8 protein-coding genes are annotated in these 8316 nt (G+C 70.6%); 4 read left to right on the top strand and 4 right to left on the bottom strand.

Features of this window, described 5'->3' with window-relative positions:
* The first annotated feature begins 62 nt into the window (after positions 1-62).
* Positions 63-2285 carry an OmpA family protein gene (locus tag KTN05_RS08560; protein ID WP_217328962.1) on the top strand — a complete coding sequence of 741 codons (2223 nt, stop codon included), beginning with the start codon at positions 63-65 and terminating at the stop codon, positions 2283-2285.
* A 29-nt stretch (positions 2286-2314) separates the two neighbouring features.
* Entirely contained in the window at positions 2315-2623 is a 309-nt protein-coding gene (locus KTN05_RS08565) for a hypothetical protein (protein WP_217328963.1), read from the top strand.
* Between the two features lie 127 nt (positions 2624-2750).
* On the opposite strand, the gene KTN05_RS08570 is transcribed toward KTN05_RS08565, so the two are convergent.
* Positions 2751-3620, bottom strand: a complete 870-nt coding sequence (locus tag KTN05_RS08570) for a 50S ribosomal protein L11 methyltransferase (protein WP_217328964.1) — start codon at positions 3618-3620, stop codon at positions 2751-2753.
* Positions 3620-4315, bottom strand: a complete 696-nt coding sequence (msrA, locus tag KTN05_RS08575; RefSeq protein ID WP_217328965.1) for a peptide-methionine (S)-S-oxide reductase MsrA — start codon at positions 4313-4315, stop codon at positions 3620-3622. Before msrA ends, KTN05_RS08570 begins: the two co-directional genes overlap by 1 nt.
* A gap of 124 nt (positions 4316-4439) precedes the next feature.
* Here msrA and KTN05_RS08580 point away from each other — a divergent pair, with 124 nt between their 5' ends.
* Positions 4440-5408 carry a P1 family peptidase gene (locus KTN05_RS08580; RefSeq protein ID WP_217328966.1) on the top strand — a complete coding sequence of 323 codons (969 nt, stop codon included), beginning with the start codon at positions 4440-4442 and terminating at the stop codon, positions 5406-5408.
* A gap of 56 nt (positions 5409-5464) precedes the next feature.
* On the opposite strand, the gene KTN05_RS08585 is transcribed toward KTN05_RS08580, so the two are convergent.
* Positions 5465-6127: a DUF1236 domain-containing protein gene (locus tag KTN05_RS08585; protein ID WP_217328967.1), complete on the bottom strand. Its 663-nt coding sequence runs from the start codon at positions 6125-6127 to the stop codon at positions 5465-5467.
* A gap of 169 nt (positions 6128-6296) precedes the next feature.
* On the opposite strand from KTN05_RS08585, the gene KTN05_RS08590 reads away from it, so the two are divergent.
* Entirely contained in the window at positions 6297-7775 is a 1479-nt protein-coding gene (locus KTN05_RS08590) for an NAD-dependent succinate-semialdehyde dehydrogenase (protein WP_217328968.1), read from the top strand.
* A gap of 78 nt (positions 7776-7853) precedes the next feature.
* Here the strand turns inward: KTN05_RS08590 and KTN05_RS08595 are convergent.
* The coding region (locus tag KTN05_RS08595; RefSeq protein ID WP_371823308.1) for a calcium-binding protein at positions 7854-8316 on the bottom strand (463 nt) is incomplete at its 5' end.

Below are 8316 nucleotides of genomic sequence, written 5' to 3' on the forward strand. Positions count from 1 at the left end.
TGCGGCGCGGCGGTGCGGCCGGTAGAAAGCCGGATCGCTGAATTGCCGAAAGTCTGCCGCTGATGGCCGATCCGCTGCCCCCCACCCCGCCCCGCCGCAGCCCGGTTCGCGGCGCGCTTCTGCGGCTGACGGTGCTGGGGCTCGCAGGCGCGGGGGCGTGGTTCGGCGCGGTGAAGGCCGCCGATGTGATCGAGGAGCTTTCGCAGGGTCAGATCGCCGCCGTTCTGGCGGAAGGCGGGTTCGACTGGGTCACGGTCGAGCCGGACGGGCTGCGCGTCGCCCTGTCCGGCACCGCGCCGGACGAGGTGCAGCGCTTCCGCGCCATCGACCAGGCGGGCGCGGCAGTCGATTCCCGCCGTCTGGTGGACGCCATCGAGGTCGCCTCGCCGGAACCCGCCGCCGCCCCCGACTTCAAGGTCGAGCTGCTGCGCAACGACGCGGGCGTGTCGCTGATCGGGCTGGTCCCCGCCAGCACCGACCGCGCCGCACTGGTCGCCGGATTGCAGACCGCCATCGGCGGCCAGCCGGTGACGGACCTGCTGGAAAGCGCGGACCACCCCGCCCCCGCCGGCTGGGACGCCGCCCTGCGCTTCGGGCTGGAGGCGATCGAGGCGGCAGCCCGCTCCAAGGTGTCCGTCGCGCCGGGGCAGGTCGTCGTCACCGCCATCGCGGACGGCCCCGCCGAAAAGACCCGGCTGGAGGATGCGCTGCGCCGCGACAAGCCCGCCGAGATCGGACTGTTGACCGAAATCTCCGCCCCGCGCCCGGTCATCGCGCCCTTCGCGCTGCGGATGGTGAAGGACGAGACCGGCGTCGCGCTGGAAGAATGCGCGGCCGATACCGAGGTCGCGCAGGGCCGCATCCTCGCGGCGGCCCGGCAGGCAGGGGTCAGCGTCGAGGCGGGCTGCACCCTCGCGCTCGGTGTGCCGACGCCGACCTGGGCCGACGCGGTGATCCCGGCAATCACGGCGCTGGCGGGGCTGGAGCGGGGAACGCTCGCCTTCTCGAATGCCGACGTGACCCTGACCGCCCCGGCGGACGTCGCGGCGGACCGGTTCGACGCGGCGGTGGGAACGCTGGAGGCCGCCCTGCCCGACGTCTTCACCCTGACCGCCACGCATGAGACGCCCGAAGCCGACGCCGAGCCGGCGGAGTTCACCGCCACGCGGACGCCGGACGGCGTCGCCCTGCGCGGCGTCATCACCGACGAGCGGATGCGCGAGGCCGTCGAAAGCTTCGCCCGCGCCCGCTTCGGCAATGTGGAAAGCTCGCTACGGATCGATCCCGCCACGCCGTCCGGCTGGACCGTGCGGGTGATCGCGGGGATCGAGACGCTTGCGGCGCTGGAGGACGGCACTGTCGAGGTGACGCCCGAGCGGGTCGCGCTGGCCGGCATCTCGGGCAGCCAGACCGCCGCCGAGGACGCCGCCGCGCAGCTTTCGCAACGGCTCGGGGCGGGGGTGCCTTACGAGTTCACGATCAGCTACGACCGCCGCCGCGACGTGGAGCTTGGCCTGCCGACGGGGCAGGAATGCGTGGACCAGATGAACACCGTCATGGCGCAGTCCGAGATCGGCTTCGAGCCGAGCAGCGCCGACATCGCCGGCGACGTTGCGCCCACGATGGACCTGCTGGCGGCCGCCGCGACCGATTGTGAGGAATTCCGCATCGAGGTCGGCGGCCATACCGACTCGCAGGGGTCCGAGAACTTCAACGCCGAGCTGTCCCGCTCGCGCGCGCAGGCTGTGCTGACGGCGATGCGCGAGGCCGGGATCGAGACCGCCGCCATGACAGCGCGGGGTTACGGCGAAAGCCAGCCGGTGGACAGCAACGAAACCGATGCGGGCCGCGAGGCGAACCGGCGGATCGAGTTCAAGCTGCTCTCCGACGCGCCGGTGGTCGAGGAGGCGCCGGAACCGGCGCAGGTCGTCTCCGGCGTCACCGAGGACGTCGCCGTGGTGCCTGCGGAGGTGCAGGGACCGAACCTGCCGGAGGATTTCGGGGCAGCCGACACTGGCACGGAGCCCGACGAAGGTGGAGCGGAGCAGGCAGATGGCGAGCGGCCAGACGCGGATGCCGCACCCGCGGGCGCGGAGCAGACGGGGCCGGAGCAGACGCAAGCCGAGCCGGAGCCGACCGAGGCGGGCGCGGCAGGCCCGGAGCAGGTTGACGGCGAACCCGCGGACGGGGATGCAGCCGATGCCGGCGCGCCTGATGCCGGTGCGGCGGACGGCGGCGGCGCCTCTGGCGCCGAACCGACCGACGCCCCGCCGCCGACCGACTGACCATCACCCAGCACCGAGGACGGATCGACATGGACCGCAACCAGTTCATCATCGCCACAGCCGTGGTGCTGTTCGCCGCCTTCGTGCTGGGCTGGTTCGCAAGCTGGCTGATCCACCGGCTGACGCGCCCCACCCGCTCGGATCTGAGCGGGATGGAGCGGCTCACGCGGCAGCTTCACGCGGCCGAGCAGGCGAAGGGCGAAGCGCTCGCGCTGCTGAGCGCAGCCGAGGCGGCGCGGGACGCGGCGCAGGCGGAGTTGCGGGAAACGCGGATCGAGGTCGAGGAACTGCGCGACTACATCGAGCAGAAGTTCGGCCCTCCGCCCGAAGAGGGATAAGCGCGGGTGGCGGCGCAGCCCGCCTGATCGTCAGGGTATCATGCCGCTCAGAAGCCGGATGAAGGCCGTCCGGCTCGCCCTCACTTCAGGGACGGCGAAGCACCCTCCGACGCGAGCAAAGACGCGTTCAGTCCCGCTGCACCACCAGCGTGGCCCATTCCGCCGTGTCGTCACGCCGCTCCAGCGTCATGCCGCAATCGGCATAGGCCGTCACGACCTCATCCGCCTGTCCGGTCAGGATGCCCGACAGGATCGCCCGCCCGCCATGCGCCAGATGCCGCGCCATGTCGGGGGCGAGATCGATCAGCGGCTGCTTCAGGATATTGGCGAAGACGAGATCATAGGGCGCGGCGTTGTCCAGCAGCGGATGGTGGAAGCCCTCGGCCAGCACGCACTCCACCCGCCCGTCCAGCCCGTTGGCGATGACGTTGGCCTGCGCCGTTTCCACCGCGATGGGGTCGATGTCGCTGGCAATCACGATGCCGGGCAGCACGCGGGCGGCGGCCATCGCCAGGACGGCGGTGCCGGCCCCGATATCGGCCACCCGCCGGGGCGTCTCGCCCGCTTCCAGCAGCCGGTCGAAGGCCAGAAGGCAGCCCTTGGTGGTCGCGTGGTGGCCGGTGCCGAAGGCCATCGCGGCCTCGATGCACAGCCCCTCGGCATCGGGCGGCACCTTGTCGGCATCGTGGCTGCCATGGACGAAGAAGCGCCCGGCCTCGACCGGGGAAAGCTCGCGCCGGACATGGGCGACCCAGTCCACCTCGGGCAGCTCCGACACGGCGAAGGGCTGCGCGCCGTGGGCGGCGGCCAGCAGGGCCAGCGCGATATCGTCGGGCACCTCGGTGAAATAGACCCCGACTTCCCAGCGGTCCGAGCCGTCCTCGATCTCGAAGACGCCGGTGCCGACCGGCTCCGGCGTCAGATCCTCGCAGGCCTCGGCCAGCGCCTCGGCGGCGTCCCGGCCCCGGCTCTGGGTCAGCGCGGTCCAGGTCGGCATCAGAACAGCCGGAACGGCAGTTGCAGCACGGCGGCGGTCGCCCCGCCGGACGGGCGGCCGGTTTCGGCCGGGCGCGGATCGGCCGAGCCGTCGCCGTCGGGATCGATCGCCGCTTCAAGCGCGGCCGAGGGCATCGACGCCTCGACCCCGGTGCCGCGCAGCCCGCAATAGCCGTTCGGCACCTTGTGCAGATACTGCTGATGCTCGATCTCGGGCGCGATCCAGAAGCGGTCCAGCGGCGCGATCTGCGTCGTGATGCCCCCGTGGCCCGCCACCGCAAGACGATTGTCGTAGTCCACCCGGCTCAGCTCGGCGTCGTTCTGCTGGGTCGCGGTGGTTGTGAAGATGACCGAGCGATACTGGTCACCCACGTCGTTCCCCTGCCGGTTGCCCTGCGTCGGGTTGTGGTTTTCCCAGAAGATCTTGAGGATATGCTCGAAGCTGATGCGCGAAGGGTCATAGACCACGCGCACGACCTCGGCATGGCCGGTGCCGCCGGCGCAGACCTGGCGGTAGGTGGGGTTCGGCGTGCTGCCGCCGGCAAATCCGACCTCGGTCAGCCAGACGCCGTCGAGTTCCCAGAACAGCCGTTCGACCCCCCAGTAGCAGCCCATGCCCAGGACCACCTCTTCGTAGCCCTGCGGCACGGGCGCGCCCATCGGGCGGCCGAAGATCGCGTGCAGTGATTGGGTCATGGAACGGTTTCCTTCGATAGGTCGTCAGAGTCGATTTAAGCTGCGGATGGCCATTCTACAACGCCGCGCTGGCGCCGCGGTTTCGCATGGCGCAGGCTGGCGCCCGGAAACGAACGGAGGGTGCATGAAGCCGGGACCGCTGAACCTTATAACCGATGTCGCCGGACTGTTGGTGGGGAATGCGCAGGACGAGGCGCTGAAGTCGGGCGTCACCGTGCTGACGGCGGATGCGCCCTTCGCCGCCGCCGTGCATGTGATGGGCGGCGCGCCGGGCACGCGGGAAACCGACCTGCTCGCCCCCGACCGGATGGTGCAGGCGGTCGATGCGCTGGTGTTGTCGGGCGGGTCGGCCTTCGGCCTTGCCGCCTGCGACGGGGTGATGGGCGGGTTGCGGGCGGCGGGCCGGGGCTTTGCGGTGGGCGAGGCGCTCGTGCCGATCGTGCCAGGGGCGATCGTCTTCGACCTGCTGAACGGCGGCGACAAGGCGTGGGAGCAGAACCCCTATCCGGCACTGGGGCGCGAAGCGCTGGCCACGGCGGCGACGCGGTTTCCGCTGGGCAGCGCCGGCGCGGGCACCGGCGCGATGACGGCGCAGTGGAAGGGCGGCCTCGGCTCGGCATCAGCGGTGCTGGCGGATGGCTGCACGGTCGGGGCGCTGGTCGTCGTCAACGCGCTTGGGTCGGTGACGGCGCCCTCGGGCCAGTTCTGGGCCGCGCCGTGGGAGATGGGGGACGAATTCGGCGGACTCGGCCTGTCCGGACCCTTCGCGCCCGAGGATCAGCCGCGCCCGGAAAAACGGGCGGGCGAAGCGACGACCATCGCCATCGTCGCCACCGACGCGGCGCTGGACAAGGCGGGACTGACGCGGATGGCGACGGCGGCCCATGCGGGGCTGGCCCGCGCCATCGTGCCGTCGCACACGCCCTTCGACGGGGATCTGGTGTTCGCCGCCTCGACCGGGCTGCGGGGCGAGGCGGATCATTTCGCGCTCGGCCACGCCGCCGCCTGTGTGCTGGCGCGGGCCATTGCGCGGGCGGTCTGGTCGGCCAGCCCCGCGCCGGGCGATCTTCAGCCCTGCCGTCGGACGAAATAGGGGCAGAGCCTTGCGGCCCTGCCCCGTCGCCGAGAGAGAGAGGGAGGGAGGCCCGCTCAGCGATAGATATGGACGATCTGGCGGTTTTCCGGGTTCACGAGGACCGGCTGGCCGTTGATCGTCACGTAGCGGTAGCCCGGCTGCTCGGGGATCTCATACAGCGTGACGGTATCGGGGACGCCCGCGCCGATCACGACCTCGCCTTCAAGGAACACCGGCTCCTGCGGGTTCTCGGCGATGTAGGTGCGGATCTCGGGTTCGGGATCGGCCGCCGCGCCCGCCGTGCCGCCGATGGCCGCGCCGGCGACGGCACCCACCGGGCCGCCCACCAGCGCGCCGACGGCAGCACCTGCCGAAGCGCCGACCGCCGCATCGGTGCCGGGGTTGCCCGACGTGGCGGGCGCCTCGATCACGGTGACGCCGACCGCCTCGCGGTTGGGATAGAGCGGCTGCACCTCCTGCCCCACGGTGGTTGTCAGGTAATCGCCATATGCCCAGCCTTCCTGGCCGTCATACGTCACCTGGCACCAGTTCGACGCCTCGAGGCAGCCCGCGACCGGCACCTCGGCCCCGCTCGCGATCACGCCGATGACCTCGTGCCAGTTGCCGGGGCCGGAACGCATGTTCAGGTCGGTGCCGGCGGTGGCCATCGTCTGCGCGGACGCCGCGCCAGCGACGATGGTCGCGGCAAGGGCGGTGGTGGCGAACAGCTTACGCATCTGACTTTCCTTTGTCTTTGTGCCGCTGTGCGGCGATGGTGTGACAACCCGCCGCCGGTGACACGGTTCGATCACGGTTGCGTAGAACGCTCGCGGCCTGCGGCGAAGGCTGGACAAGCCCGCCGCGCGGTGTTGTGGTCTGCGCCGACCCATCAGCGGAGGAGCCCCGATGAACGCCCATTCGACCGACCTCAAGACCCTGCTGCGCGACCCCTCGCTGCTTGAAACCCGCGCCTTCGTGGCGGGCGAGTGGGTGGACGCGGACGACGGCAAGACCTTCGAGGTCAGGAACCCCGCCCGCGGCGACGTCATCGCCGAGGTCGCGGACCTCTCGCGCGCCGAGGTCAAGCGCGCCATCGACGCAGCGGCGGCCGCCATGAAGGACTGGGCCGCCCGCACCGCCAAGGAGCGCGCGCAGATCATGCGCAAGTGGTTCGACCTGATGATGGAGAACCAGGACGACCTCGCCCGAATCCTCACCGCCGAGATGGGCAAACCCCTGCCCGAAGCGAAGGGCGAGATCGCCTATGGCGCATCCTTCATCGAATGGTTCGGCGAAGAGGCCAAGCGCGTCTATGGCGAGACGATCCCCGGCCACATGCCCGACAAGCGCCTGACCGTGCTGCGCCAGCCGATCGGGGTGGTCGGCTCGATCACGCCGTGGAACTTCCCCAACGCGATGATCACCCGCAAATGCGGCCCGGCGCTGGCGGTGGGCTGCGGCTTCGTCGCCCGTCCCGCCGCGGAAACCCCGCTGTCCGCGCTGGCGCTGGCGGTGCTGGGCGAACGCGCGGGGCTGCCGAAAGGCATCCTGTCGGTGGTCACGTCCTCGCGCTCGTCCGACATCGGCAGGGAGTTCTGCGAGAACCCGTTGATCCGCAAGCTGACCTTCACCGGCTCGACCGAGGTCGGTCGCATCCTGCTGCGTCAGGCAGCGGACCAGGTGCTGAAATGCTCGATGGAGCTGGGCGGCAACGCGCCGTTCATCGTCTTCGACGATGCCGATCTGGATGCCGCCGTGCAGGGCGCGATGGCATCGAAGTTCCGCAATAACGGCCAGACCTGCGTCTGCGCCAACCGCATCTATGTGCAGGCCGGCGTCTATGACGAATTCGCCAAGCGGCTCGCCAAGGCGGTGGATCAGCTGAACGTCGGCGACGGGCTGAAGGACGGCGTGACGACCGGCCCGCTGATCAACGCAGACGCGGTGGACAAGGTCGAGGAGCATATCGCCGACGCGCTGGAGCGCGGCGCGAAGGTCGTGACCGGCGGCAAGCGCCACGATCTCGGCGGCTCGTTCTTCCAGCCGACGGTGGTCACGAACGTGCCCGCCGATGCGAAGGTCTCGACCGAGGAAACCTTCGGCCCGCTCGCGCCGCTGTTCCGGTTCGAGACCGAGGACGAGGTGGTGGAAAAGGCGAACGCCACGATCTTCGGCCTCGCCGCCTATTTCTACGCCCGCGACGTCGGACGCATCACCCGCGTGCAGGAGGGGCTGGAATACGGAATCGTCGGGGTCAACACCGGCATCATCTCGACCGAGGTCGCGCCTTTCGGCGGGGTCAAGCAGTCGGGCCTCGGCCGCGAGGGCTCGCGCCACGGGATCGAGGATTACCTGGAGATGAAATACGTCTGCCTGTCGGTGTGATCCGCCCCTGACCGCAACGACGAGGGCCGGCAGAGCGATCTGCCGGCCTTCGCTTTCCGGCCCGCGCGGGGGAGCGGGTCAGCCCAGCACCAGATCGTCCTGCAACGTGGCGATGGTCGCGCCGGAGATCAGGATCACCGTGCCGCCGAAGGTGAACTGCACCCCTCCCGCCACATCGTCGGCGTGGCTCAGCAGCTGCGGCAGGGTCGCGGTCTCGTATCCCGGCCCGCGGCGCAGCACGACCGTATCCACATCGTCCTGGAAATCCTGCGCGTGCCCGCCCTGGTTGGTGGCGAAGACGAAGGTATCGGCCCCGGCCCCGCCCTGCAGCCGGTCGTAGCCGGGGCCGCCATCCAGCCAGTCGTCGCCCTCGTTGCCCACCAGGAAATCGTCGCCGCCATTGCCCAGCAGCGTGTTGTTACCCGCGCCGCCCCACATCTGGTTGCTCCCGGCATTGCCGATCAGCTGGTTCGCCAGTTCGTTGCCGGCGGCGTTGACGTTGTTCGTCCCCATCAGCCGGACCACCTCGACATGCGCGGTC

Source organism: Paracoccus sp. Z118 (assembly GCF_019061185.1).
Taxonomy (GTDB): Bacteria; Pseudomonadota; Alphaproteobacteria; order Rhodobacterales; family Rhodobacteraceae; genus Paracoccus.